Origin of the sequence: Curtobacterium sp. 314Chir4.1, assembly GCF_900215175.1 — a bacterium.
Lineage (GTDB): Bacteria > Actinomycetota > Actinomycetes > Actinomycetales > Microbacteriaceae > Curtobacterium > Curtobacterium pusillum_A.
Map to the genome: position 1 here is coordinate 176977 of NZ_OCMI01000001.1, position 24306 is coordinate 201282.

A 24306-nucleotide genomic window follows, 5' to 3' on the forward strand; every position below is an offset into this window, starting at 1 on the left:
CCCCGTATCCTGCGGCAGTGGAAGCGACACAGCCCTCCGGCACGACGAAGCGCCGCGTGGAACTCCGGATCACCCGCCCCGTCCTGACGTGGTTCGCGCGTCCGACGGTCACGATCGACGGCGTCGGACACCCGGCGCAGTGGGGGATCGGGACGTGGGCGGTGCCGGACGACGGCGGGACCGTCATCGGCGTGTACCTGTACAACCGTGTGTGGCGGTTCGGCGCAGCCGAACGCAGCGTCGCCGACCAGAGCGTCCTCGAGTACCGCGCCGGACCGCTGCCGTTCACCGCTGGTCGGCTCCGCAGCAGCGGGTGACGTCCTGGACGCCACCAGCAGGCGGACGGGAGGCGCGGTGCGGGCCCGCCCCGTGCCTCCCGGCACACGGCGCGGAGCCGCCTTGCTGACACGCGGCCGTCCGACCGAGCGGATAGTGGGAGCCATGACGACCAAGATTACGCTGATCATCGACAACCCGACCGACCCGGCTGCGTTCGAGCAGGCGTACCCGGCCCTCGAGCAGGCAGCCGGTGCGCTGCCGGAACTGCGCCGCCTCGAGGCCGGCAAGGTCTGGCCCAAGGAGGACGGCACGCCCACACCGGCCCACCGCACCCTCGACCTGTACTTCGACTCGTACGACGACGCGTCGGCGGCGGTCGCGGGTGAGGCAGCCGGCGCGTTCTTCGGGCAGCTCGGTGCCACCGGCGTGACGTTCACCGGGCTCTTCTCGGACGTCGAGAAGGCGTGACCACGACCGTCCTCGTCGCCGGAGCCACCGGAGACCTCGGCGGACGCATCGTCCGCGCGCTCCGCACCCACGACACCCGCGTCCGCGTCCTCACTCGAGGCAGCAGCGGCAGCAGCACCAGCGGCAGCAGCAGCGGCAGCAGCCCCGCGGCCGAACGCCTCGCCACCGCCGACGGCGTCGAGGTGGTCACCGCCGACTACGCCGACCACGACGCCCTGACCTCGGCGCTCGCCGGGGTCGACGTCGTGGTCTCGGCGGTGAGCGGCACCCGTGCCGTCATCGTCGACGCCCAGCGCGCCCTGCTCCGCGCCGCGGTCGAGGCCGGCGTCGAACGGTTCGTCCCGTCCGACTACGCCGCCGACTACCGATCGATCACCCCGGGCACCAACCGGAACTTCGAGCTCCGCCGGGAGTTCGCCGCCGACCTGGACGCCGCTCCGATCCGGGCGACCTCGGTGCTGAACGGCGCGTTCACGGACATGCTCACCGGCCAGGCGCCCTTGATCCTGTTCGACCGACAGCGCGTTCTGTACTGGTCGTCGCCCGACCAGCTCCTCGACTTCACCACCAAGGACGACGTCGCCCGCACCGTCGCGCACGTCGCCCTCGACCCCGCAGCACCGCGGGTCGTCGAGGTCGCGGGCGACCGGGTCACCTCACGCACGATCGCCGACACGATGTCGCAGCTGACCGGCACGCCGTTCCGCCTGCAGTGGGCGGGCACCGTCGGCACCCTGTCGGCGATGGCGCGCGTCGGCCGACGGCTGTCGAAGGCGGGCGACGACGAGCCGTTCCCCGCCTGGCAGGGCATGCAGTACTTCGTGAGCATGTTCAGCGGCGAGGCCGAACTGCACCACGTCGACAACGGGCGGTACGGTGACCAGGACTGGACGACCGTGCGCGACGTCCTCGCGGCACACACGTCCGCCTGACCGCACCGATCCCGCCCGACCACACCGAAGGAGCAGCCCCCGATGGCCGACACCACCTGCCACATGTCGATCTCGCTCGACGGCTTCGTCGCCGGACCGGACCAGCGCCGTGACCAACCCCTCGGCCGTCGTGGCGGCGAGCTGCACACGTGGCACATGCCCGGCGCCGACGTCGGCGAGGCGGACCGCGCGGCGGCCGGCTGGCTGATGCGGCCACGGGGTGCCTACGTGATGGGCCGGAACATGTTCGGCCCGGTCCGTGGCGAGTGGGACGAGGACTGGCAGGGCTGGTGGGGCGCCGAGCCGCCGTACCACGCACCGGTCTTCGTCCTCACCCACCACCCGCACGACCCGATCGCGCTCGAGGGCACGACCTTCCACTTCGTGACGGACGGCTTCGACGCCGCCTACGCGCAGGCCGTCGAGGCAGCCGGCGACGCCGGGGTCGACATCGCCGGCGGGGCGTCGACCGTCCGCCAGGCACTCGCGGCCGGCGTCGTCGACGAGCTCACCCTCGACATCGCCCCGGTGCTGCTCGGGTCGGGGGAGCGGATCTTCGAGGAGGGCGCCGAGACCTTCGACTTCGTGCCGGTCGAGGTGCTCCACTCCCCGTTGACGACGCACGTCCGGTACCGCCGCCGCTGACCCCGGTCAGACGTCGCCGGGCACGGTGACGATCCGGTTCTGGTAGGCCCAGACCACGGCCTGCAGCCGGGACCGTACGCCGAGCTTCGGGAGCATCCGCGCGAGGTGCGACTTCACCGTGGACACCTCGACCACGAGCGCCGCGGCGATCTCCTCGTTCGACATCCCCTCGGCGAGCAGCAGCAGGACGTCCCGCTCGCGAGTCGTCAGCACGTCGTCCGCGCGGTCGCCGGACACCGGCTGCAGGCTGCGGCGCGAGACGAACTCGCGCAGGACCCGGCGGGTGAGCGCCTGGTCGATGGTCCCGTTGCCGGCCGCGACCTGCCGGACGGCGCCCACGATGACGTCGGGTTCGGCGTCCTTCAGCAGGAAGCCGGACGCGCCGGCCTCGAGTGCGCCGAACACGAGGTCGTCCAGGTCGAACGTCGTCAGCATGAGCACCGGCACCGCGGGGTCGGCCCCGGGAGCGCAGAGTTCGCGGGCGACCTCGATGCCGTTCCGCACCGGCATCCGGATGTCCAGGCACGCGACGTCCGGCCGGGTGGTCCGCGCCAGGGCGAGGGCCTCGCCGCCGTCGGCGGCGACACCGACGACCTCGATGTCGGCCTCTGCCGACAGCAGCGCGGACACGCCGGCCCGGACGAGCGGCTGGTCGTCCGCCACCAGCACGCGGATCACCCGGCCACCTCCGGACCGTGCGCCGACGGGTCGGACGCGGGTGGTGCCTCCCGGCCGGTCACCAGCTCGACCACCCACCCACCGGGACCGGTGGGACCGGCCTGGAGGCGCGCCCCGACCAGTTCTGCCCGCTCGCGCATGCCTCGGAGTCCGTTCCCACCCGCCGGGCTGCTCCCGACGGACGGCGCGGTGGGCACCCCGTTCTCGACGCGCACCGTCAGGTGCGCGGGGTCGCGGTCGTCGACGGTGACGGTGCACGCCGCACCGGCGGCGTGCAGGGCGACGTTGGCCAGGGCCTCCTGCACGGTCCGGTAGGCGACGAGCTGCGTGAGGGGGCCGATCCCGTCGGCGAGCGGGTGGTCTCCCTCGAGGACGACGAGCTCGACGTCGGTCCGGTGTCGCGCCTGCTCGACCAGGTCGACGATCCCGGTGACCGTCTCGACCGCGCGTTCGGCCGGTGCGTCGTCACGGAGGAGCCCGACCAGTCGGCGGAGGTCCTCGAGGACGGCGGTGCTCTGTTCGCGGACCTGCCGGACGCCCTCGTGGGCGCGGTCCGGATCGGTGTCGATCTGCCGGTCCACGACGGCCGACATGAGGGCGATCCCGGACAGGTGGTGCGCGGCGATGTCGTGGAGCTCCCGTGCCATCGCTGCCCGCTCACGGGACACCGCTGCGTCGACGCGGGCGTCCTGCTCGCGGGAGACGGCGGCGGCCTCGGCGGTGCGGGCGTCGGCCTCGGCGGTGCGGGCTGCTGCCTCGTCCCTCCGAGCAGCACGCAACTCGCGTCGGGACCGGACGATCAGCGTGACCACGAGCGGCAGGCCGACCGCACCGACCGCCTGCAGCACGCCCTGGCCGATCGTCGCGGTGAGCCCGCGGAGGACACCGCCACGGAGCGCACCGGAGGCCTCGCCCCACTCGATCGCGGTGCCCGCTGCCACGAGGACCGCAGCGAGCGTGACCGTCGGCCAGAGTCGGGGGAGCGGGACCCGGAGCGCGGCGAGCACGACGGCCACGACCACGGGGAGCGCGGTGAGCCCGAACAGCGTGCTCGGGGCCGTGGCTGCCAGGGCGACCGGGAGGGCCGCGATCACGACGAGGGCGACGCGGGGCGCCCGACGAGCAGCGAGGAGCACGGCGGACTGGGCGAGGAGCGCGACCGCGAGGAGCGTCCACGGGACGCCGCCGACCTCGGGGTACCGGACGCCCACCGAGTCCGGGTCGGCCGCGTCGAGCGGGGGCAGTCCGAGCAGGAGCCCGACGCTCAGGACGGCCGTGCCGACGGCGACGAGGACGTCGGTCCGTCCTGTGCGCGCGTCAGCGGGTGCCATCGTTCGATCCTACGAGTCGGGGGTACCCCAGGCGCCCGCGGGTCGCGAGCAGCAGCACCACGGCGGCCACGGTGGAGACGATCGCGAGGCCGTGCATCATCGTGCCGGCCGTCATACCCGGGTACATGTCGGCCCACAGCGTCGAGATGGTGTTGTTCACGCCGACGTGCAGGAGCAGTGCGACGGGCAGGCTCTCCCCGGTGCGGTTGAACACCCACGTCATCACCACGTTGAACGTGATCGTGAACAGCGCGAACACGAGCGGCTCCGTCCAGTGCGCGTCCGGCCAGCCGCCCCAGTCGCTGAGGTACAGCGGCATGTGCCACAGCGCCCACAGCGGACCGAGCACGGCGGCGGCCCCGAGCGGACCGAACCGCTCCTGCAGTCTGGGCAGGGCGAAGTCACGCCAGCCGGGCTCCTCTGACAGCCCGGTGCTGAACAGCTGGACGACGAGCCCCGGCACGAGGGCGAGCAACGCGAGGGCGCTCGGTGCCTGCACCTGACCACCCGCGAACGGGAGCCCGGTGGCGACGATGAGCGCGGGCACGCCGACCAGGGCGAGGGCGTACCAGTACCAGGCCACGCGCCAGCGCCAGAGCCGACCGACCCAGCGGCGGAGCCCCGGTCGGCCGTCCGCGATCGCGGTCACGAGGAACGCGCCGCCGAGCGGGCCGAGGAGTGCACCGGGCAGCACGCCCGTGAACTGGGCGGTGCCGAGGAACTCCGGGAAGTGCACGTCCCAGAGGCCCAGGCCGTGCGGCGACAGGATGTAGGGGATCCACGCGAGCCAGCTGAGCCCGAGCGCGAGGGTGGCGAACGAGGCGAGGGGGTGCCGGGCGACGAGTCCGCGCACCCCCGGCCGGTCCGCGGGGACGGTGCCGGTGGTGTGCCGGTCTTCGGTGGTGATCGTCATGCCGTCGACGCTAGGGAGCACGGGCCGACGGGACGACCGGCGAACGGATGCACCCGGCGGGGTTCCTCCGAAGGATGCAGGCCGCCGCTACTGGTCGTCGCCCGCGTCGCAGCCGTCCCCGAACGGCAGGTCCGCGACCGCGGTGCACCGGTAGGTGTCCCACCCGCCGTCCCCGCCGTACGCGTCCCACTGCGAGGTGGAGGCGACCTCCACCCCGGTGCCGGTGCTGCCGCCCCCGACCCGAGCGAACGACGGGGTCGGGTCGCCCTCGGTCGTGTACATCACCCACGCGAGCGACGCCGGGCGCCCGGCGTCCGCGGCCGCGGTGAGGCAGGCCAGGGCGTCCGCCGGCAGGGTCAGACGCTCGCCGACCTGCACGTCGACCGTCCCGCAGTCGTCGCCGGTCGGCTCGGCGACCCACGGCGGTGCGCCGCCGAGCGTGCGGGAGGCCGCGACCGGGTCGGCCGGTGGTCGGTGGAACGGCCCGGGGTGCGAGCACCCGACCAGAGCGGCACCGAGCACGACGACGAGGGTCCCCACCACACCGTGCCGGACACGTCCCATGGGTGCAGCGTGCCCGATGACGCGCTCCGGGACCAGTCACGATCGGATCACGGCGCCGGGCTGCTCGACGGCGCCCGTGGCTAGGCTCGGGAACCGTGTTCGAACTCCACCACCTCGCCGCGCAGGAACTCTGGGACTGGATCCGACGGGGTGAGGCCACCGCCCTCGAGGTGACCGAGCACTACCTGGACCGCATCGCCCGGCTGGATCCGGCCCTCGGCGCCTTCGTGACGGTCACGGCCGATGCAGCGCGCGACCGGGCCGGCCACCTCGGCGACCGCGTGCCGACGTCGCGACCGCTGTGGGGCCTCCCGTCCGCCGACAAGGACCTGTACGACCGCGCCGGGGTCCCCACGCGGAACGGGACCGCGTCGCTGCCGGTGCGCCCCGCCGGGGCCGACCACCCGCTCGTCGCCGCGCTCGACGCTGCCGGCACGGTGAGCCTCGGCAAGACGACGAGCCCCGAGTTCGGGATGTCCTCGTCGTCGGAGACCCGGTTCGGCGTCACCCGGAACCCGTACGACACCTCGCGGGCTCCCGGGGGATCGTCGAGCGGGACGGCCGTCGCGGTCGCCGCCGGGATGCTGCCGGCCGCGGTGGGCTCGGACGGTGGCGGATCGGTGCGGATCCCGGCGGCGGCGAACGGGCTGGTCGGCCTCAAGCCGAGCCGTGGTCGGGTGCCGTCGATGCCCGGTCGCTCGGGTGTCGGCGGGCTGTCGGTCGCGGGGCCGCTCACCCGGAACGTCGCGGACGCCGGCATGCTGCTCGACGCCCTCGTGGCCCCGACCGGGCTGCCGTCGCCGCAGCCGTACGCGCTCGTCACACCCGACGTCGGCGAGGGACCGTTCACCGCAGCGGCGGTCCGCGGTGAGGGACGGTTCGTCGTCGGGGTGCTGGACGGCTCACCGTGGGACGACACCGTCGACGTGGTGGTCGACCCTGCTGCCCGGGCCGCGGTCGACGCCGCGGTGCGGGTGCTCGGCGAGGTCGGCCACGGCGTCGAGGACGTCGCGATGCCGCGCGCGCCGTACGCCGACGCGTTCCGCGTGGCGTGGGAGAGCTCCGCTGCACGGCTCCCGATGGTGCCCGGCATCGACCTGGCCGAGCTGACTCCGCTCGTGTCGTGGCTGGTGGCCCGTGGGCGGGCCCTCACCGGGACGCAGGTGCTCGACGCGATGACCGCGCTCGACACGTTCTCCGCCGCCCTGATAGGCACCTTCGACCGGTTCGACGCCGTCCTCACGCCGACGCTCGCCCTGACGCCGCGGCCCCTCGGCTGGTACGGGGACGACCCCGAGGAGGACTTCCGCCGGCAGTGCGCCTACTCGCCCTGGACCTCGATGGCGAACGTCGCGGGGTTGCCGGCGATCACGCTCCCCGTCGGTGTCACGGAGGACGGACACCCGGACGGCGCCGGCCTGCCGATGGGCGTGCAGCTCATCGGTCGGCCGGGCGGGGAGCGCGTGCTGCTGGCGATCGGTGCGCAGCTCGAGCGGCGGTTGCGGTGGCAGCGGAGGCACCCGCCGGTGTGGTGAGGGCGGTGCCGCGGGCGGGCTGATGCGGGCGGTGCGGTGCGCTGTGGTGCGACATCGTCGATGTCGTACGACATCGGTGTTGTCGCAACCGGGCGGCCGCAACTGTTGCACACGCGTGGAGGCGACGGGACCGACGTCGTACGACACCGGATCTGTCGTACTGAGTCCGCCGGCCCGCCCCGCCGCCGCCCCCGCCCCCCTCAGCCCTGCTTCTCCATCGCTTCGGTGTACTCCCTCCGCATCGTGTTCCCCGCGGCCGCGGTCCACGTCGTCACGCCTGACTTGACCGCCGCCAGGTTCGTGCGCCCCAGGACGTAGTCGTTGCAGACGCTGTTGAACGCCTGGCTCGCCGACTGCGTGGACGACGCCGCGGGGGAGTAGTACCCGTCGACGGGGTTCGTGAGCAGCATGTCCTGCGTCGCGACCTGCCACTTGTGCGACTGGCGCAGCTGCTCGTCGATGCGCACCGCGGTGTTGAGGACCTGCGGCCCCGCTCCCAGGCGGTAGAGCGCACTGGCGTTGATCATCTGCTCGCCGGCGCTGGTGAGTGCGGCGTTCGGTCCGCTGCCCGTGTAGTGCACGTTCTTCTTGCCGTGGGTGAGGGTGAACGCCTCCTTCGACCCGAACGGCGCGGACAGGTAGTCGATCAATCGGAGCTGGGCCTTGATGCGCTCCGGCGTGGTCTTCTTGAGCGCCGCGAAGGAGAAGCTCGAGGTGCCCTGGTAGTTCGCGCCCTTCCCGCCGTCCGCTCCGAACGGCACGATGCCGCCCGTGACGATCCCCTTCGGCATGGTGATGTCGAGCAGCGCGGAGATGCCGTCGAGGTGCATGAGCACGGTGCCGTTGTTGATGTAGGTCTTCGCCTTCGCGCTCTCCAGGCTCGGGGTGTCCGGGTGGAAGACGCCGGCGTTCCAGAGCTTCTTGACGTAGCTGAGGGTCTCGAGCCAGGCCTCGGTCTCGTTCTTGTGGACGAGCTTGCCACCGTCGGACATCGTCCACTGGTTCGGGACGCCGAACGTGGCGCCGATGAAGTCGTACGACCAGTCGACGCCGGACGAACCGCCGCCGCCGGCGATCGCGTACCGGCCGGCCTTGGCGTCGGTGACCGCCTTGCACAGCTCGAAGAACTCGTCCTTGTCCTTCGGCGCGGGTTCGGCACCGGTGTACTGCTCGATGAGGTCGGGGCGGCAGATCATCACGGACCCGAACGGCGGCCGGTGCTCCGGGACGCCGTAGATCTTCCCGTTGATCCGCGCGCTCCGCCACGACGGGGTGGGGATGTTCGCCAGGTTCGGGTACTCCTTCACGGCGTCGCCGGAGAGGTACTCGGACAGGTCGGAGAACTTCGCGTCGAGCAGCTGCGGGAACCGCGGCGGCATCGCGAACGTGAGGAACTCGACGATGTTCGGGATGTCGTTGCCCGCGGTCATCGTGGCGAACTTCGTGTCGAACGAGTCGCCGGGGACGAAGGTCAGGTCGTACCGCGTGTCCGTGACGTCGCCGATGTAGTCGAGGAAGGAGTTGTTCGCGGGCGGCGGTGCGGCGTAGGTGACGACGAAGCCGGTGGTGGTGCCGCCGACCTTCACGTCCCTGGTCACGGAGCGGAAGAGCTCGCTGTCCTCGGGGTACGAGTAGTAGACCGGCTGGACCTTGTCGTTGCCCGGCAGGTCGGGCTTCGGACCCTTCGTGATCGGGACGTAGGTGGGGAGTGCGGCCACCGTGTCGGAGATGGTCGCGGCGGTCCCGCCGCCGGAGCACCCGGCGAGCGATCCTCCGGCGCCGAGGGCGACGAGGCCGAACGCGGCGCCGGAGAACAGGGTGCGGCGGCTGATGCCGGTGGTGGTTTCGGACATGGCTTCTCCCTTGAAGCGAGGGGCGGGTGGTGGTGGACATCGGACTGGAGGCGCGGTGCGGGACCGCCACTTGTCTCCGGTCCGCAGGCGGTGGCGTCAGCCCTTGACGGCGCCGGTGAGGACGCCCTTGGTGAGGTGTCGTTGCACCATCGGGTAGGCCGCGAGGATCGGGATGATCGCGATCATCACGACGGCCATCTGGATCGACTCGGCCGGCGGTTGCATCGTGGCGTCCGAACCGGCGCCGGACACCAGGTTCGAGCCCTGCAGGACATAGGTGCGGAGGACCAGCTGCAGTGTCCACTTCGTCGAGTCCGACAGGTAGAGCAGCGCGTTGAAGAACGCGTTCCAGTAGCCGACCGCGTAGAACAGCCCGACGACGGCGATCACAGCGCGGGACAGGGGCAGGACGATCTGCCACAGCACCCGTAGCTCACCCGCTCCGTCGATCTTCGCGCTGTCGATCAGCTCCTGGGGGATGCTCATCATGAAGCCCCGCACGACGACCATGTTGAAGACGCTGAACGCGCCGGGCAGGATCAGCGCCCAGTAGTTGTCGAGGAGCCCCAGCTGCTTGACCATCAGGTACAGCGGGATCATCCCGGGTGCGAACAGGAACGTGATGAGCACGAACGTCAGCAGCGGCCGCTGGAAGAGCGAACCGGTCCTGCTGAGCGCCCACGCGGCGAGCACCGTCGACGCCAGGCTGATCGCGGTGCCCACGACGGTGACGAGCAGCGTGACGACCACGGCGCGGGTGACGACGCCCCCGGACAGGATCTGCACGTAGGCGGTCAGGTCGAACGACCGCGGCCAGACCACGTACCCGCCCGCGGCGGTGATGTCGTCCTGGCTCGAGATGCTCGTCGAGAACACGATCAGGAACGGGAACAGGACGACGGCCAGGATCAGCACGATGCCGACCGCCTTGAGTCCGAGCACGACGGGCTTCGGTTTGCCGGCCCATGCCGGACGGACGATGGTGCTCATGATCGCGAATACACTCCCTGCTCGCCGAGCATGTGGGCGGCCTTGTTCGCCGCCATGATCAGGACGAAGCCGACGAGGCCCTTCACCAGGCCGACGGCGATGCCCGTGGACCAGTTCCCGTCGATGACGCCGTGGTAGTAGACGTACGTGTCGAGGACCTCGGCCGCGTTCGCCCCGACGGCGTTGCGTTGCAGGATGATCTGCTCGAAGCCGACGGACAGCGCCTCGCCGAGCCGGAGGATCAGCAGCAGGACGATGATCGGTCGGATGCCCGGCAACGTCACGTGCCAGAATCGGCTCCACGCACCCGAACCGTCGATCGCCGCCGCCTCGTACAGGTTGTCGTCGATCGCGGCGAGGGCGGCCAGGAAGATGATCGTCCCCCAGCCCGCGTCCTTCCAGATCACCTGGCTCGTCAGCAGCAGCTTGAACGTCGACGGGTCGCTCATCACCGACAGGGTCCCCATGTCCAACTGCCGGAGCACGTGGTTGACCACGCCACCCGATCCGAGGGACTGCTGGAAGAACCCGACGACGATCACCCACGACAGGAAGTGGGGGAGGTACAGCACCGACTGCACGGTCGCCCGGAGCCACGGCCACACCAGCGAGTGGATGAGGAGCGCGAGGGCGATCGGCACCGGGAAGAAGAGCACCAGCTGGATGAGCGTGATCTCGAGGGTGTTCACCGTCGCGCGCCAGAAGTCGGCGTCGGCGAACATCACCTGGAAGTTCTGGAACCCGACCCACGGGCTCTGCGCGATCGGGATGTACGGCTGGTAGTCCATGAACGCGATCACGTTGCCGATCAACGGCACGTAGACGAACAGCAGCAACAGGACCACCGCGGGCGCCACCATCAGGAGCAGCGGGTAGTCGCGTCGCAGCCTCGCGCGGAACGAGACCTTCCGCGCCACCGAGGGGCCTTCGGACGATTCCGTCCTCGCCCGGGTGGCCGGGTCGACCAGCGTCGCGCTCATGTGGCTCCTTTGCTCACGTAGCTCGGGTCACGCAGCCTCGACGGGGCTGCGGTTTCGTCATCCTGTGACGTCCGTATGATGACGGTCAAGCGGGCCTATTCACCCGCACACGAAACGAACATGGGAGCGACGATGCACCCGACCAGACGCCAGGAGCGCATCCTCGCCGAACTCCGCGTCCACGGCAGCCTGTCCGCCTCGGACTTCGCCGAGCGCGAGGGCATCTCCGCGATGACCGTCCGACGAGACCTCGCCGAACTCGCGGACCGCGGGCTCGTCCGCCGCGTGCACGGTGGTGCGGTCTCGGTGGAGACACTGCCCACCGCCGGCGCACCGCACCGCCCCGCGCCACGCCCGTCCCGCCCCGGATCCCCGGGCGTCGACGGCCCCGGGAACACCGAGGGCGGCGGTGCCCTGTTCACCATCGGACTCGTCGTCCCCGACCCCGGGTACTACTTCCCCAAGATCGTCGCGGGCGTCGCCGAACGGACCGAGGCGCTCGGCGGACGCGTGGTCCTCGGCATCTCCCGGTACGACCCGGCACGCGAGCGCCAGCAGGTGGAGCGACTCATCGCGGCCGGAGTCGACGGACTCCTCGTCACGACCACCGTCGCCGACGCGTTCGACACCCTCGAGCTCCTCGACCAGGCACCCATGCCCGTCGTCGTCGTCGAGCGCTCCGTGTCCGAAGCGCCCGTCGGCGCCGACCTCGAATCCGTCCGCAGCGACCACGAGTCCGGCGCTGCACTCGCCATCCGGCACCTCGCGACGCTCGGACACCGCAGGATCGGCATGGCCGTCTTCGACACCCCGACCACCCCGCAACTCCGCACCGGGTACGAACGGGCCGTCCGGCAGCTCGGCCTCGACCCGGACGCCCCCGTCGAGGTCATCGACGAGTCCGTCGGCGTGGGCGAGGCCACGGCCGCGTACATCCGGCGCTGCCTGGACACCGGCACCACCGCGGTGTTCGTCCACTCGGACCACTACGCCGTCGAGTTCGTCGAGACCGTCACCGAGATGGGGCTCTCGATCCCCGACGACCTGTCCGTGGTGGCCTACGACGACGAGGTCGCGGCGCTCGCCGACGTCCCGTTGACCGCCGTGGCTCCGCCGAAGAACGACGTCGGCCGGTTCGCCGCGACCATGTGCTTCGAGCGGATCTCGGCCACTGCGCAAACCGGGTTCGCCAGCCGGCACATGACGCTCGCACCCACGCTGAGCGTCCGCGGATCGACCGCCCCACCGACCGTGTTCGATTCGTGATCGTTTGACGACGGCGGCTTGACTCCGAACATCCGCGCGCGCTGGCATGGGGACCGCTGCACTCCGGAGAGGAGCCGTCCGACGATGACGTCACGCCCCGTCACACCGCCCGCCACCACCGTCCCGCCGCCGAGCGGGCGCGCCCAGGTCCCCGTGGCCTTCGTGCTGCCCGACGCGACCTTCACGCGGGTGTTCGACACGGCGGACCTCGCGGCCCTGCACTCCTCGCCGGCCGTGCGACTCGTCGCCGACCGGCCGCTCGACCCCGACGACCCGGGCGACGCCGCGCTCCTGGCCGACGTCGAGGTGATCATCACGGGCTGGGGCAGCCCCGTCCTCGACAGTGCGCTGCTCGACCGGATGCCGAGGCTCCGCGCGATCGCACACTCGGCGGGGTCCGTGAAGCCGGTGGTGGACGACGACGTGTGGGACCGGGCCCTGGCCGTCACCTCCTCGGCGGCCGCGAACGCCGTCCCGGTCGCCGAGTTCGCCGTGGCGATGATCGTCCTCGCCGCGAAGCGGGCGTTCGCCACCGCCGCCGCGATCGCCGCCGACCCCGACGGTGGCCCGGTCGACGTCGAGGGTTCATGGCCGGTCATCGGCATGCACGGCATCACGGTCGGGGTCGTCGGGGCGTCCCGCGTGGGCCGCGCGGTCATCGAACGCCTGCGCGACTACGACGTCCGTGTGCTCGTCAGCGACCCGTTCCTCGACGACGACGACGCCCGCGGGCTCGGCGTCACGACGGTCGACCTCGAGACCCTCGCCGGCCGGAGCGACGTGATCACCCTGCACGCACCGCTCCTGCCGTCGACCCGCGGCATGATCGACCGGTCCGTCATCGCACGGATGCGTCCGGGGACGACGCTCGTCAACACCGCTCGGGGCGGCATCGTCGACCAGGACGCCCTCGCCGACCGCCTCGACCGCGGTGACCTGGCTGCCGTCCTGGACGTCACCGAACCCGAGCACCTGCCCGTCGGAGCCCGGCTCCGCTCCACGCCGAACACCTTCATCACCCCGCACATCGCCGGCTCGCTCGGCAACGAGCTCCGACGCCTCGCCGGCAACGCCGTCCGCGAGACGATCGCGTTCGCCGCCACCGGTGCGTTCACCGACCCCATCGTCCCCGACGGCTTCGCCGTCCAAGCATGAGGAAGCCGTCCCCGTCATGACCGTCACCGTCGACGTCCCGACCACCCTCTCCGCGACGTTCGGACCCGCCGCGCGGCGGGCGCTCCGTCCGCGCACGTGGCGAGCCGCGCCTCCCGTCACCGACCGCGTCGCGTGGGAGGGGACCGCCGAGGCGGACCGGGAGGCGCTGCTCACGACCGCCGCGGCGCGTCGCGACGCGGCGCGGGTCGAGTACCCGACGCTCGCCCGGTGGGCCACCTACAGCCGTGACGGCGACCGCCGACCGTACGAGCGGTCGCTCCGCAACCTCATGGAGTGCGCGGCCACCGCGACCCTCGCCCTCGGCGTCACCGACGACCAGGCCTGGGTGGCGACGCTGGGCGACGCCGTCTGGCACCTGTGCGAACTCAGTGCCTGGTGCCTGCCGTCGCACTACGCCCTCCCGGAGGACGGCTCACGACCGTTCCTGCCGATCCCCGGGCGGGACGTCCTCGACCTCAACGACGCGTCACTCGGCGGGATGCTCGCGGCCATCGACACCGTCGCCGGGGAACGCCTCGAGCAGGACTTCCCCGGCATCCGCGCCCGCGTCCACCACGAGATCCGACGCCGTGTGCTCGACCCCTGGGAACAGGAGGAGTACTTCTGGCAGGGGGTCGACGCGCCACCGAACAACTGGGCACCCTGGATCGTGTCGAACGTCCTGGTCTGCGCCGCGGTCGTCGAACCCGACGCCGACCGGCTCGCCGTGACCGTCGAACGGGCCCTCGTGATCCTGGACCGCTTCCGGGACGGCTACGATCCCGACGGCAGCTGCGACGAGGGCGCGACCTACTGGTGGTGGGCCGGGGCCACGCTCTTCGAGGGCCTCGACCTGCTCCGCACCCTCACCGGCGGCGCCTGCGACGGGTTCGTCGTGCCGCCCGTCGCGGCGATGGCGCGCTTCCCGATGAGCATGCAGATCGACGGCCGACGCCAGGTCAACTACTCCGACGGGTCGCCGGTCCTGCCCGAGAACGCCAACTGGTACCTGCTCGTGCGCTTCGGTGAGACCGTGGACGACGACGAGGTCGTGGCCCACGCCCGCTGGATGGCGCGGCAGCACCCGCTGCGCTTCGACGGGCAGCTCGCGCCGCTGTTCCTCCGCACCCTCGCGGAGCTCCGAGCTCCGGGGTGGCAGGACGACGGGCCGGCCGCCGCGGGGATGCCCCGTTCGCTGTACCTGCCCGGCACGGAGGTCGCCGTCGCCCGCTCCGAGTCGCTCTTCCTGTCCGCGAAGGGCGGCCACAACGACGTCAGCCACAACCACAACGACGTCGGGTCCGTGATCGTCTCCCTCGACGGCGAACCCGTGGTCGTGGACGCCGGCGTCGGCGTCTACCACCGCGAGACCTTCATGCCGGAGCACCGGTACGGCATCTGGACGATGCGGTCGAGCTGGCACAGCGTCCCCTGGCCGAACGGCGTCGAACAGCACGAGGGTGCCGAGTACCGAGCCACCGGCACCACGTTCACCGACGACGGGGACCGTGCGAGCCTGGCGGCGGAGCTGACCCACGCGTACCCCGTGGCCGCCGGTCTCGTCCGCGCCGGCCGCACCGCCGTGCTCCACCGCAGCGCCGAGACCGTCGAACTCCACGACGACTGGACGTTCGCCGAGCCGGGCACGATGACACTCGTCCTCATGACCCTGCACGACCCCTTGCCCGTCGACGGAGGGCTCGCCGTCGGACCCGCCCACATCTCCTACGACGCCGAGCGCTTCGAGGCGGTGGTCGAACGCCGGGACCTCGACGACGAGAAGCTCCGCGCCGCGTGGGGCCCCGCACTCCACCGCATCCGACTCGTCGAGCGGACCGCCGCCCGGTCCGGATCGCACACGGTCCGCATCACCAGGGGAGCCGCGTGAGCGCACTCCTGCTCGGCGGCACCGGACGATGGACGGACCCGTGGCACCCGTTCGCCGACACGAACCGCGCGCTCGTCGACACGGCCGCCGACGCCGGCGTCCCGCTCACGTCCGTGCACGACGTCGACCAGGCGCTCGAGCGGTTCGCGAGCGGGCCGCTGCCGGACCTCGTGGTGTGGAACCTCGGGCTGCCGCGGGACGACCAGCCGGTGCCCCTGCCCGGAGCGGACGCCGGGTTCCGACGGCTCCTGCACAGCACCGTCCCGATGCTCGCACTGCACGTTTCGTCGACCTCCTTCGCCGGCGATCCGGACTGGGAACGCGCACTCGGAGGCGTCTGGGTGCGGGGCGTGACGATGCACCCGCCGTCCGGGCCGTGCACCGTCCGCGTGGTGGACGCGGGGCACCCGGTGACCGCCGGCCTGGAGGACTTCGCCCTCGACGACGAGCGCTACTCCTACCAGCGGGTGTCGCCGGACGTCCGTGTGCTCGTCGACCACGCCCACGAGGGCCGCACGCATCCGCTCGTCTGGGTGCACGAGCGCCCGGGCGGCGGCACGACCGTGTACAGCGGGCTCGGCCACGCCGCGGCGTCGTTCGAGTCGGCGTCGCACCGTCGGCTCCTCGGGCAGGCGCTCCGCTTCCTGGCGGGCCGCGCCGCCTGACGCTGCGCCCGCCGCGTCGCCCGCCGCAAGCGCCCGTCCCACTCCCGAGCGGGCGAAATGTGCGCCGTTCGGCATGCGATCGGGAGGTATTTCGCCCGCTCGCGCCCGCTCCTCCGTTCTGTGCCCGGGGCCCGGTTCGCCGAGCGGGCGATGTGTGCGCCTGTCGGCATGCGATGGGGACGTGTTTCGCCCGCTCGCGAGAGCGGGCCAGGTGACCGCCTGGAGGCGCGGGGCCGGTCCCGGGGACCGGCCCCGCGCCTCCAGGCGGTCGGGTCAGGCGACCGTGACGTCGCCGACGACGAGCCAGCCGTGCTGCTTCGTGCCCTGCGCGGCGAGCTGGATGCCGGGGACGTTGCCCGCCGTGGTGTCCACGATCGCGATGCCCCAGCGGTACGACCCCTTCGCCACGCCCGACAGCGACGGCCGGAACCCGTACGAGGTCGGCGTGCCCTTCAACCACTTCGAGGGGTCGGACGCCGTGTCGACGAAGGTCTTCACGACCGTCCCGTCCGCCTGGAGCAGCGCGAGTGCGGCCTTGTACTTGCCCTGCCAGACCGGGATGTTGTCGGGCAGGTAGCCCCAGCCGATGTTGGTCCACTCGTGCGTGACCTCGACGGTCGCTCCGGCGGTCACCGCACCGGGAGCGACGACCTTCGACGGGTAGATGCGGTAGCCGCCCTCGGCGTCGAACCGCTGCGTGAGCGGGTACGTCTCGGCAGCGAACCACGAGAGCGTCTCGCCGTTGCGGAGGTCCATCATGTTCACGTGGGCCTCGGCGGAGTCGTCGAACTCGCCCTGCCGGACGTCGGCGACCGTCACGTAGCCGCGAGGGTCCTGCGTGACGTCGTGCTGGGCGGTGACCCAGCCGCCCTCCATGATGATCGGCCGCTTGTACCGCCACTTCGCGGCCATCGACTTCTCCCAGTCGGAGTAGTACGTGGTCATCCCGAAGGCGTCGTGGCGCAGGACGTAGCCCTTCTCGTACGCGCCGTCGAGCATCCGCTCGCTGTCCGGGTCCGGGCTGCCCCAGTCCTTCCCAGCGCCGATCATCCGGTGGTAGTTCAGCGCGAGGGGCACCTTCGTGAAGTGCTCCTGGTACAGGTCGATGATCCAGTCGAACACCCGCTCACGGTTCGCGGCGTCGCGGTAGATCATCGAGTGGCCCTCGCCCCACTTGCCGAGGCCGTACCCGTCGATGAAGTCGGTGGTGGCGGCGTCGTCGTACTCCGCGGCGAAGGCGGCGACGAACGCGGCGTACTTCGCCTGGAACACCGGGTCGTCCGGGTACGGCGACCACACGGTCTTGCTGCCGGTCTGCGTCTCGTACCCGGCGGCGCCGGCTGCCCGCACCCAGTCGGGTGTGAAGTTCGACGCCTTGTCGCGGCTGTCCACCACGACGCGGAAGGCCAGGCGGAGTCCGCGGCGACGGGCCTCGGCGAGGATGCCGGCGAACGCTGCGTTCGTGTCCCAGCCGTAGACGCCCTCTGAGGGCTCGAGGATCGTCCACGACACCCGCATGTACATCACCGAGGCGTAGTCCGACACGGTGATCGTGGTGCCGTCGGGCAGCGGGACGTCGTCGTACTGGGTCCAGTAGTCCGCGGGCGGGGCCGACGACCCGTAGAGCGCCCAGCCGTTGAGCGGGTTCTTCAGGAGCGTGGTCGTGTCGGCCGGGAACTCCTTGGTGACGGCCGCGGCGAGGTGCGGGTTGCCGTGGCCGCGACCCGGACCCGGGACCGGGCGACCGGTGCCGTGCGCGGAGGCCGGCGACGTGCCGAGCAGTCCGCTCGCAGCCGATGCGGTGGCGACGACTCCGAGTCCGAGTGCCGTCCGCCTGGTGATGTCGTTCGACGTGCTCATGCGTTCTCCCCTTCGAGAAACGATCGATGCACGTCGATGCTCCCGAGGGTCCCGCACAGTGGGCAAGGGTTCCCGCCCAGTCGAACAGGACTCGCACACGGGGTGCGTGGCGTCGAGGCTGTGCGACAACTCCGACGTCGTACGACATCGGAGTTGTCGATCCGAGTCGGAACCGCCCCGCGCCCGCCCGCCCCGCTACGGCAGCGTCGGCGCCGCCTCCACCAACGCCCGCGTCACCGGGTGCTGCGGCGCGTCGAGCAGCGACACCGGCCCCTGCTCCACGATCCGCCCCTCGGACATCACCGCGACGGTGTCGCACAGCCGCTGCACCACACCGATGTCGTGCGACACGAGCACGAGCGTCAGCCCGAGGTCGTCGGCGAGCGAGCGGAACAGCTCGATCACCCGCGCACGGACCACGACGTCGAGGGCGCTCATCGGTTCGTCCCCGAACAGGATCCGCGGCGAGTGCACGACGGCCCGGGCGATCGCGATGCGTTGCCGCTGCCCGCCGGAGAACTCGTGCGGGTACCGGTCGACGACGTCGGCGGGCAGGTCGACGCGCTCCAGCACCGAACGCACGAGCGAAGCGTGCGAGCCCTCGATCCGGAGCGCCCGCAACGGCTCGGCGACGATCGCCCCGACGCGCATCCGCGGGTCGAGCGAGGCGTACGGGTCCTGGAACACCACACCGGTCTCGCGACGGAACCACCGCATCGCGGCAGCGGAGCCGGATGCCACCACCGGACGACCGGAGGCGGTCACGGTGCCGGCGGAAGGTGCCTCCAGGCCGGCGAGCAGCCGCACCAGGGTCGACTTGCCGGACCCGGACTCACCGACGATCCCGAGGCGTGCGCCGGGGTCGACCGTCAGGTCGACGCCGTCCACGGCGGTGCGCACCGGACCCGGTTCGAACGGGCCGCGGCGGGGGAGTCGGTACGTGCGGTGCAGGCCGACCCCGTCGAGGACGGCGGTCACGACGCACCTCCGGTCCGGCGCGCGGTCGCACGCGCGGCGTCGACGAGGGCGGCCGTGGCCGGGTGCTGCGGAGCTGCCAGGAGCTGCGCCACCGAGCCCTCCTCGACGACCCTGCCGGCGTCGAGGACCACGGCGGTGTCGGCGATCCGGGCGAGCACCGCGAGGTCGTGCGTGACGAACACCATCCCGGCGGTCAACCCCTCGAACAGTTCGAGGATCCGGGCCTCGGTCGTGACGTCGAGCGCCGTGGTCGGTTCGTCGGCGACGAGGTACGACGGCTCGCCGGCCATCGCCATCGCGATGCAGATCCGCTGCCGCTGCCCGCCGGACAGCTGGTGCGGGTACTGCCGCAGCAGCGACTCGGGGTCGGGCAGCCCGACGGACACCGCGAGGTCGAGGGCAGCGGCCGCCGCTCCGCGTCGGTCGAGCCCACGGTGCAGCCGCAGCGGTTCGGCGATCTGGCCGCCGACCCGACGGAGCGGGTCGAGGGCGGTGCCGGGCTCCTGGAACACCATGGCGATGCCCGACCCGCGGTGTCGGGCACGCTCGCGGTCGGGCAGGCCGACGAGTTCGGTGCCGTCCAGACGGATGCTGCCGGTCACGTCGGCGCCGGTGGGCTCCAACCCCATCAGGGCGAGCGAGGTCATGGACTTCCCGGATCCGGACGCGCCGATCACGCCGACGCGACGGCCTGGAGGCACGGTGAACGTCACGTCGTCGAGGATCGTCCGGCGGTCGATGCGGACCGTCAGGCCACGCACCTCGAGTCCGGAGGCTGCGGTCCGGTCCGTGGGGCCCGTCAGGCCCGTGGGGCCGGTTCGGCCCGTGGGGGCGGTCATGCGGTGACTCCCGTGGTGGTCGCGGTCGGGTCGTCGGTCGCACCGCGTCGGTCGGTCGCGGTCCGGTCGTCCGCGCGGTCGTTCGTCGTCAGGCGCGGGTCGGTCGCGTCCCGCACCGCGTCCCCGAGCAGCGACAGCGCCGCCACCACGAGGGCGATCGCCGCGCCCGGCCAGGTTGCGCTCCACGGGTGCACGCCGATGTAGGTCTGCAGGTCGGACAGCAGGCTGCCCCACGACGCCGTGCCCGACCCGGCGCCGTAGCCCAGGTACGACAGCCCGGCCTCGGCGAGGACCGCGGTCGCCATCGCGAGCGAGAGCTGCACGGTGAACAGCGGCGCCGCGTTCGGGACCAGGTGCCGGAACAGCACGCCGAACCCGCCGACGCCCGACGCCCGTGCTGCCGTCACGTAGTCGCTGCGGGCGATGCGGCGGATCTCTCCTCGAGCGACCCGGGCGATCGTCACGCCGAAGGACAGGCCGACGCTGACGATCACGACGCCGAGCGACCCGCCGGCGATGGCGGTGAGCAGCATCGCGGTCAGGAGTGTCGGGAACGCCACCAGGATGTCGAGCAGGACGGCCGTGCCCTCGCGGACCCAGCGCGCGGTGAGCGAGCCGATCGCGGTGAGGACGATGCCGACCACGCTCGCGATGACCCCGGAGCCGACCGCCACGAGCACCGTCGTCCGGGTGCCGGCGAGCAGGTAGCTGGCGATGTCCCGGCCGGAGGCGTCGGTGCCGAACCAGTGCGCGGGGCTCGGCGGTTCCCACTGGTGGAACGGGTCGGTGCGGAACGGGTCCTGCGGGGTCCAGAACAGCGACACCACGGCGAGCACGACGAGCAGGCCGAGGACGACCACGGCGAACACCCCGGTCGGTCGGGCGAGGAGACGGCGGATCACTCGGACACCTCCCGTTGCCGGGGGTCGAGCGTGCGGTGCACGACGTCGACCGCGAAGCCGACGAGCAGCACGAGCCCCGTGAGCACGAGCAGCTCGGACTGGACCTTCGTGATGTCGCGGCGCCCGACGTCGGTGACGAGCATCCGCCCGACACCGGGGAGCGAGAACAGCTGCTCGACGACGACCGCCCCGACGAGGAGCCCGGCGATCTGCACACCGAGCACGGCCAGCACGGTGAGCGCCACCGAGGGCAGCCCGTGCCGCAGGAGCGCCTGCGTCCGGGTGAGACCGATCGCCGCCGCCGTCCGGACGTGGTCGGCGTCGAGCACCCCGAGCGTGGCCGAGCGGGTGAACCGGAGGATCACCGCACCCTCGACGGCGCCGATCGTCAGCGCAGGCAGCACGAGTGACGAGAACGCGCGCCCGGGTTCGTCCCACCCGTCGAGCGGGAAGCCCTGCGTCGGCAGCCAGTGCAGCGTCACCGCGAACAGCGCGACCAGGAGCATGCCCGCCCAGACGATCGGGACCGCTGCGACGGCCTGCGCCACGAACGCGATGACCGCACCGCCCGCGCGACGGCGGAGCACCGCGGCGAGCACGCCGAGCGGCACCCCGATGACCAGCGCGGCGACGAGGGACATGCCCGCCAGCGGCAGCGTCACGCTCAGCTTCTGGGCGATCTCGGGGGCGACCTGCCCGTCGGTCACGAGGGACCGGCCGAGGTCACCGCGGAGCACCCCGCCGATCCAGTCGAGGTACTGCACCACCACGGGACGGTCGAGGCCGAGCTGCTGCCGGAGTTCCTCGACCTGTGCCGGGGTCGCCTGCGTGCCGGCGACGATCTGCGCCACGTCGCCGGGCAGCACGCGCAGCGTGGCGAAGATGATGGTGCTCGCCACGAGCAGGCCGACGACGAGCAGCAGCAGCCGCCCGACCAGGAACCGGGTCACGAGTCCGATGCTACGGGTGCCCGGCCGAGGGCACGCGTCACTTGACCGCGAGCTTCGACAGGTCGAGCCGCGAGTTCGTGCCGTCGTACGGGAAGCCGGTGACGCCCTTCCGCACCGCGGTGATCGACGTGGCCGTGTAGAGCCACTCGCCGGCGGCGTCCTCGCTGACGAGCTTGGCGGCCTTCTGCAGGTCGGCGACCTTGTCGGCCTCGTTCGTCGTGGCGACCGAGTCGGCGTAGAGCGACTGCACCTCGGCGTTGTCGTACCCGAAGTAGTAGTCCGGGTTCGCCCAGTTGCCGAAGTCGCGCGACTCGACGTGGTTCACCATCGAGAGGTCGAAGTCCTTCTTCTCGAACACCTGCGAGAGCCAGGTGGCGAAGTCGACCCGCTTGACCGTCAGGGTGATGCCGACGTCGGCGAGCTGCGACTTGAGCACGTCGCCGATCGTCGCCGAGTAGATGTTCGCGTAGGTCAGCGTGAGCTCGAGGTTCGTCGCCCCGGCCTCGGAGAGCAGCTTCTTCGCGTTCGCGGGGTCGTACGCGTCGATGTCGGTCAGGTCCTGGTAGCCCGGGTCGAGCTCGGGTATGGGACCGCCCTGCTCGACGCCCGTGCCGCCGATCGCCTTGATGATCGCCTTCGAGTCGATCGCCTGGCGGATGGCCTGGCGCACCTTCTTGTCGGTGAACGGCGCCTTCGCGTCGTTGAAGGCGAGCGTGTACTTGTCGGTCGTCTTGCCGGTGTGCAGCGTGATGTCCGAGCTGTTCTGCAGCTGGCTCTTGAGCGTGCCGTCGACGGCGGTCTGCACGTCGAGGTCGCCGTTGGCCATCGCGTTCACCGCGGTGGACGGCTGGGTGATGTAGCGGAAGACGACCTTCGCGACCTTCGCCTTCGTGCCCCAGTAGTCGGCGTTGCGCGTGAACGTGAGCGAGTCGCCCTGCTTCCAGCTGGACACCTCGTACGGACCGGTGCCGTTGGCGGTGTCGGACAGGTCGTTCGTCGCCGCCTTCTCGAGCACGAGCCCGGCGCGCCCGGTGAGGTTCCAGAGCAGGTCGGAGTCGGGCTTCGCGAGCTTGAGCTCCACCACCCCGGAGGACGGCGAGGTGATCGACGTCACGTTCGCGAGCTGCGCCGAGTCGACGTAGGACGCGTTCGACTTGACCTGCTGCAGCGACCAGACGACGTCGTCGGCGGTGACGTCCTTGCCGTCCTGGAACGTGGTGCCCTTGCGGAGGGTGAACGTGTAGGTCAGCCCGTCGGACGAGACCTCGTGCTTCGACGCGAGCACGTCGCGGACGTCCCCGTCCGCCGTGCGGCCGACGAGTCCCTGGTAGACGTTGTCGATGAGCACCTGGTCGAGCGCGGCCCCGGACTGGGTGCGGATGTCGAGGCTGGTGGGCTCGAGCACGAGGCCGACACGCACGGTGGCGTCGGTGCCGCCGTTCTCGTTCGACGATCCGGAGCAGCCGGTGAGCACGAGGGCCGAGGCGACGGCGACCGCGGTGGCGGCCAGGGCTGCACGGCCGAAGCGAGTTCGGCCGGGACGGGCACGGTCGAAACGGGCGGAGAGCGGACTCATGGGTTGTGGGTTCCTTCCGGCGCGGTGGCGACGGTCGTCGCGCGCGCTTGGACGAGGTTAGCGGCGGCCGGTGTCGTCCGGCGACGGTTCTTCGATCCGGTGCAACAAACCGTTACGTTCCGCCCATGCCCGGATTGCCGTGGCCAGTTCGAGGGGTGCCTGGTTCTGCACGGCGTGCCGGGCCTCGACGGTGACGATCGAGGCGTCCGGCAGGCGCTCGGCGAACTGCGCGTGCAGCTTCGGCGAGACGTAGCCGCGGTCGCCGCGGACGAGCAGGATCGGGACGTCGAGGGCCTCGAGGTCGGGCCAGGCGTCCGCGAAGCGCCCCACCGAGGACGTCCGTCCGGCGGGCAGGTGCGGGAAGTGGTGGCGTCGGACGAGCCGGCCGTCCGCACCGAGGCGCGTGGTGTGCCGGGCCTCGCGGAGGAGCACGGCGCGGTCGTCGCCGACCCGCGCCTCCACCGCCCGGTCGACGACCTGGTCGAGGGAGGTGAACGGCTCCTCGGCCTCGAGCGCGCGTGCGATCCGGTCGACGGCGCGCTGGGCGAAGTCCGGCGACATGTCGACGAGCACGAGCCCGGTCACGCGCTCGGGAGCGAGGGCGGCGAGCCGGGCGGCGAGGATCGCGCCGAGGGAGTGCCCGACCACGATGCCGGGCGGGACCTCCAGGGCGTCGAGCGCTACGAGCACGTCGGGGGCGGTCGCGTCCGCCGCGTAGTCGGCGTCGTCGCGCCAGCCGGACCGGCCGTGGCCCGGCAGGTCGACGGCGACCGCCGGCTCGCCGACGGCGAGCGCGGTCTGGTCGAAGCTGTGCGCGTCGATGCCGAGCCCGTGCAGGTAGGTGATCCGTGCCTCCCGGCCCGCGTCCCACCGGATCGCCGCGATCTCCTGTCCGGCCGTGGTGCGGACCACCTGCCTGGAGGCGCGGAGCGGCTCCGCCACGCCGCTCGCGCTGGCGAGGTCGGTCAGGTCCGCGAACTCGTCGTCGGGATCGGGCACGGGATCGGTGGGCACGGGATCGATCCTCGCACCCTCCGCAGGTCTGGTCGCGTTAGGTAA

At 72.0% G+C, this 24306-nt stretch carries 23 protein-coding genes; 9 read left to right on the forward strand and 14 right to left on the reverse strand.

The genetic code is table 11. The features are described from left to right. The first annotated feature begins 17 nt into the window (after window positions 1–17). From CRP27_RS00795 to CRP27_RS00810, 4 genes are all read left to right on the forward strand, one after another. Window positions 18–317: a hypothetical protein gene (locus CRP27_RS00795; RefSeq protein ID WP_097178914.1), complete on the forward strand. Its 300-nt coding sequence runs from the start codon at window positions 18–20 to the stop codon at window positions 315–317. A 124-nt stretch (window positions 318–441) separates the two neighbouring features. Beyond that, window positions 442–747: a hypothetical protein gene (locus CRP27_RS00800; RefSeq protein WP_097178915.1), complete on the forward strand. Its 306-nt coding sequence runs from the start codon at window positions 442–444 to the stop codon at window positions 745–747. Beyond that, a complete protein-coding gene (locus CRP27_RS00805) occupies window positions 744–1679 on the forward strand; it encodes an NmrA family NAD(P)-binding protein (RefSeq protein WP_097178916.1) in 936 nt (311 codons plus the stop codon). The genes CRP27_RS00800 and CRP27_RS00805 overlap by 4 nt, the downstream gene beginning before the upstream one ends. 42 nt (window positions 1680–1721) lie before the next feature. After that, the gene (locus tag CRP27_RS00810; RefSeq protein WP_097178917.1) at window positions 1722–2324 is read left to right on the forward strand and encodes a dihydrofolate reductase family protein; all 603 of its coding nucleotides are present in this window, start codon (window positions 1722–1724) and stop codon (window positions 2322–2324) included. A gap of 6 nt (window positions 2325–2330) precedes the next feature. Here CRP27_RS00810 and CRP27_RS00815 read toward each other — a convergent pair whose 3' ends face one another. The 4 genes from CRP27_RS00815 to CRP27_RS00830 form a co-directional block, all read right to left on the reverse strand. Further along, window positions 2331–3002 carry a response regulator transcription factor gene (locus tag CRP27_RS00815; RefSeq protein WP_097178918.1) on the reverse strand — a complete coding sequence of 224 codons (672 nt, stop codon included), beginning with the start codon at window positions 3000–3002 and terminating at the stop codon, window positions 2331–2333. Then, a complete protein-coding gene (locus CRP27_RS00820; protein ID WP_097178919.1) occupies window positions 2999–4333 on the reverse strand; it encodes a sensor histidine kinase in 1335 nt (444 codons plus the stop codon). The genes CRP27_RS00815 and CRP27_RS00820 overlap by 4 nt, the downstream gene beginning before the upstream one ends. Beyond that, the gene (locus CRP27_RS00825; protein WP_097178920.1) at window positions 4320–5246 is read right to left on the reverse strand and encodes a CPBP family intramembrane glutamic endopeptidase; all 927 of its coding nucleotides are present in this window, start codon (window positions 5244–5246) and stop codon (window positions 4320–4322) included. Before CRP27_RS00825 ends, CRP27_RS00820 begins: the two co-directional genes overlap by 14 nt. 87 nt (window positions 5247–5333) lie before the next feature. Then, window positions 5334–5810, reverse strand: coding sequence for a hypothetical protein (locus CRP27_RS00830; protein WP_097178921.1), 477 nt, complete (start codon window positions 5808–5810; stop codon window positions 5334–5336). A gap of 95 nt (window positions 5811–5905) precedes the next feature. Here CRP27_RS00830 and CRP27_RS00835 point away from each other — a divergent pair, with 95 nt between their 5' ends. Further along, the gene (locus CRP27_RS00835) at window positions 5906–7345 is read left to right on the forward strand and encodes an amidase (RefSeq protein WP_097178922.1); all 1440 of its coding nucleotides are present in this window, start codon (window positions 5906–5908) and stop codon (window positions 7343–7345) included. 200 nt (window positions 7346–7545) lie between these two features. On the opposite strand, the gene CRP27_RS00840 is transcribed toward CRP27_RS00835, so the two are convergent. From CRP27_RS00840 to CRP27_RS00850, 3 genes are all read right to left on the reverse strand, one after another. Further along, window positions 7546–9198: an extracellular solute-binding protein gene (locus CRP27_RS00840; RefSeq protein WP_097178923.1), complete on the reverse strand. Its 1653-nt coding sequence runs from the start codon at window positions 9196–9198 to the stop codon at window positions 7546–7548. A 96-nt stretch (window positions 9199–9294) separates the two neighbouring features. Continuing rightward, a complete protein-coding gene (locus CRP27_RS00845) occupies window positions 9295–10188 on the reverse strand; it encodes a carbohydrate ABC transporter permease (RefSeq protein WP_079236243.1) in 894 nt (297 codons plus the stop codon). Then, the gene (locus CRP27_RS00850; protein WP_097178924.1) at window positions 10185–11168 is read right to left on the reverse strand and encodes a sugar ABC transporter permease; all 984 of its coding nucleotides are present in this window, start codon (window positions 11166–11168) and stop codon (window positions 10185–10187) included. Before CRP27_RS00850 ends, CRP27_RS00845 begins: the two co-directional genes overlap by 4 nt. Before the next feature lie 120 nt (window positions 11169–11288). On the opposite strand from CRP27_RS00850, the gene CRP27_RS00855 reads away from it, so the two are divergent. The 4 genes from CRP27_RS00855 (at window position 11289) to CRP27_RS00870 (ending at window position 16142) form a co-directional block, all read left to right on the forward strand. Next, on the forward strand, window positions 11289–12434 hold the full coding sequence (locus tag CRP27_RS00855) for a substrate-binding domain-containing protein (protein ID WP_176505417.1): 1146 nt from the start codon (window positions 11289–11291) through the stop codon (window positions 12432–12434). Between the two features lie 84 nt (window positions 12435–12518). Then, window positions 12519–13589 carry a hydroxyacid dehydrogenase gene (locus CRP27_RS00860; RefSeq protein ID WP_097178926.1) on the forward strand — a complete coding sequence of 357 codons (1071 nt, stop codon included), beginning with the start codon at window positions 12519–12521 and terminating at the stop codon, window positions 13587–13589. Between the two features lie 16 nt (window positions 13590–13605). Then, the gene (locus CRP27_RS00865; protein WP_097178927.1) at window positions 13606–15477 is read left to right on the forward strand and encodes a heparinase II/III family protein; all 1872 of its coding nucleotides are present in this window, start codon (window positions 13606–13608) and stop codon (window positions 15475–15477) included. Next, window positions 15474–16142, forward strand: coding sequence for a ThuA domain-containing protein (locus CRP27_RS00870; protein WP_176505418.1), 669 nt, complete (start codon window positions 15474–15476; stop codon window positions 16140–16142). Before CRP27_RS00865 ends, CRP27_RS00870 begins: the two co-directional genes overlap by 4 nt. A 273-nt stretch (window positions 16143–16415) precedes the next feature. Here the strand turns inward: CRP27_RS00870 and CRP27_RS00875 are convergent, their stop codons facing one another. The 7 genes from CRP27_RS00875 to CRP27_RS00905 form a co-directional block, all read right to left on the reverse strand. Next, window positions 16416–18002 carry a DUF4832 domain-containing protein gene (locus tag CRP27_RS00875; protein ID WP_097178928.1) on the reverse strand — a complete coding sequence of 529 codons (1587 nt, stop codon included), beginning with the start codon at window positions 18000–18002 and terminating at the stop codon, window positions 16416–16418. A gap of 195 nt (window positions 18003–18197) precedes the next feature. Further along, complete coding sequence (locus tag CRP27_RS00880) at window positions 18198–18980, reverse strand: ABC transporter ATP-binding protein (protein ID WP_097178929.1); 783 nt, start codon at window positions 18978–18980, stop codon at window positions 18198–18200. Then, complete coding sequence (locus CRP27_RS00885; RefSeq protein ID WP_255257387.1) at window positions 18977–19819, reverse strand: ABC transporter ATP-binding protein; 843 nt, start codon at window positions 19817–19819, stop codon at window positions 18977–18979. The genes CRP27_RS00880 and CRP27_RS00885 overlap by 4 nt, the downstream gene beginning before the upstream one ends. Continuing rightward, on the reverse strand, window positions 19816–20721 hold the full coding sequence (locus CRP27_RS00890; protein ID WP_255257388.1) for an ABC transporter permease: 906 nt from the start codon (window positions 20719–20721) through the stop codon (window positions 19816–19818). The genes CRP27_RS00885 and CRP27_RS00890 overlap by 4 nt, the downstream gene beginning before the upstream one ends. Next, window positions 20718–21671, reverse strand: coding sequence for an ABC transporter permease (locus tag CRP27_RS00895; protein ID WP_097178930.1), 954 nt, complete (start codon window positions 21669–21671; stop codon window positions 20718–20720). The genes CRP27_RS00890 and CRP27_RS00895 overlap by 4 nt, the downstream gene beginning before the upstream one ends. Window positions 21672–21708: 37 nt before the next feature. Next, complete coding sequence (locus CRP27_RS00900; RefSeq protein ID WP_097178931.1) at window positions 21709–23247, reverse strand: ABC transporter substrate-binding protein; 1539 nt, start codon at window positions 23245–23247, stop codon at window positions 21709–21711. A gap of 57 nt (window positions 23248–23304) precedes the next feature. After that, the gene (locus tag CRP27_RS00905) at window positions 23305–24261 is read right to left on the reverse strand and encodes an alpha/beta fold hydrolase (protein ID WP_176505419.1); all 957 of its coding nucleotides are present in this window, start codon (window positions 24259–24261) and stop codon (window positions 23305–23307) included. Window positions 24262–24306 lie beyond the last annotated feature (45 nt).

Coding starts and splice junctions, on each gene's coding strand:
- CRP27_RS00875 (WP_097178928.1), bottom strand. CDS start 18,002: ATGAGCACGTCGAACGACATCACCAGGCGGACGGCACTCGGACTCGGA.
- CRP27_RS00845 (WP_079236243.1), bottom strand. CDS start 10,188: ATGAGCACCATCGTCCGTCCGGCATGGGCCGGCAAACCGAAGCCCGTC.
- CRP27_RS00800 (WP_097178915.1), top strand. CDS start 442: ATGACGACCAAGATTACGCTGATCATCGACAACCCGACCGACCCGGCT.
- CRP27_RS00855 (WP_176505417.1), top strand. CDS start 11,289: ATGGGAGCGACGATGCACCCGACCAGACGCCAGGAGCGCATCCTCGCC.
- CRP27_RS00850 (WP_097178924.1), bottom strand. CDS start 11,168: ATGAGCGCGACGCTGGTCGACCCGGCCACCCGGGCGAGGACGGAATCG.
- CRP27_RS00865 (WP_097178927.1), top strand. CDS start 13,606: ATGACCGTCACCGTCGACGTCCCGACCACCCTCTCCGCGACGTTCGGA.
- CRP27_RS00885 (WP_255257387.1), bottom strand. CDS start 19,819: ATGACCGCCCCCACGGGCCGAACCGGCCCCACGGGCCTGACGGGCCCC.
- CRP27_RS00900 (WP_097178931.1), bottom strand. CDS start 23,247: ATGAGTCCGCTCTCCGCCCGTTTCGACCGTGCCCGTCCCGGCCGAACT.
- CRP27_RS00860 (WP_097178926.1), top strand. CDS start 12,519: ATGACGTCACGCCCCGTCACACCGCCCGCCACCACCGTCCCGCCGCCG.
- CRP27_RS00810 (WP_097178917.1), top strand. CDS start 1,722: ATGGCCGACACCACCTGCCACATGTCGATCTCGCTCGACGGCTTCGTC.
- CRP27_RS00830 (WP_097178921.1), bottom strand. CDS start 5,810: ATGGGACGTGTCCGGCACGGTGTGGTGGGGACCCTCGTCGTCGTGCTC.
- CRP27_RS00820 (WP_097178919.1), bottom strand. CDS start 4,333: ATGGCACCCGCTGACGCGCGCACAGGACGGACCGACGTCCTCGTCGCC.
- CRP27_RS00840 (WP_097178923.1), bottom strand. CDS start 9,198: ATGTCCGAAACCACCACCGGCATCAGCCGCCGCACCCTGTTCTCCGGC.
- CRP27_RS00825 (WP_097178920.1), bottom strand. CDS start 5,246: ATGACGATCACCACCGAAGACCGGCACACCACCGGCACCGTCCCCGCG.